This is a genomic window from Dulcicalothrix desertica PCC 7102 (assembly GCF_003991905.1).
Classification (GTDB): domain Bacteria; phylum Cyanobacteriota; class Cyanobacteriia; order Cyanobacteriales; family Nostocaceae; genus Dulcicalothrix; species Dulcicalothrix desertica.
The window spans coordinates 369,821-370,072 of sequence record NZ_RSCL01000005.1 but is presented as its reverse complement, the minus strand read 5'-3'; the positions used below and the strand labels follow the sequence as shown (position 1 = coordinate 370,072).

1 protein-coding gene is annotated in these 252 nt (G+C 34.5%); it reads right to left on the bottom strand.

Annotated elements, in window-relative coordinates; all coding sequences use genetic code 11:
- On the bottom strand, nucleotides 1-194 hold a 194-nt coding region (locus DSM106972_RS13015), incomplete at its 3' end, for a hypothetical protein (protein WP_233787886.1).
- Nucleotides 195-252: the final 58 nt, after the last annotated feature.

The window sequence follows — 252 nt, the reverse complement described above, 5'->3', positions numbered from 1 at the left end:
ATTGGATGAATCTTTTTACCTTCTTTAAAAGCTATAAATGTATCGCCATAGCAAGGTAAATTTTTGTGGTAACACGTTGGTTTTTCTTTTTCGTCTAACGGTGTTGCTCTACCAAATAGGTAAATATCTTTTTCAAGCATTGCAATTTCTTTTACTGTTGCATTCTCTTGAACTATGCCGTTAACTTCTGGCATGTCAGCACCTACAATAACTATTGCGTTAGCAACTCCACTAACTCTTACATAAAACCAA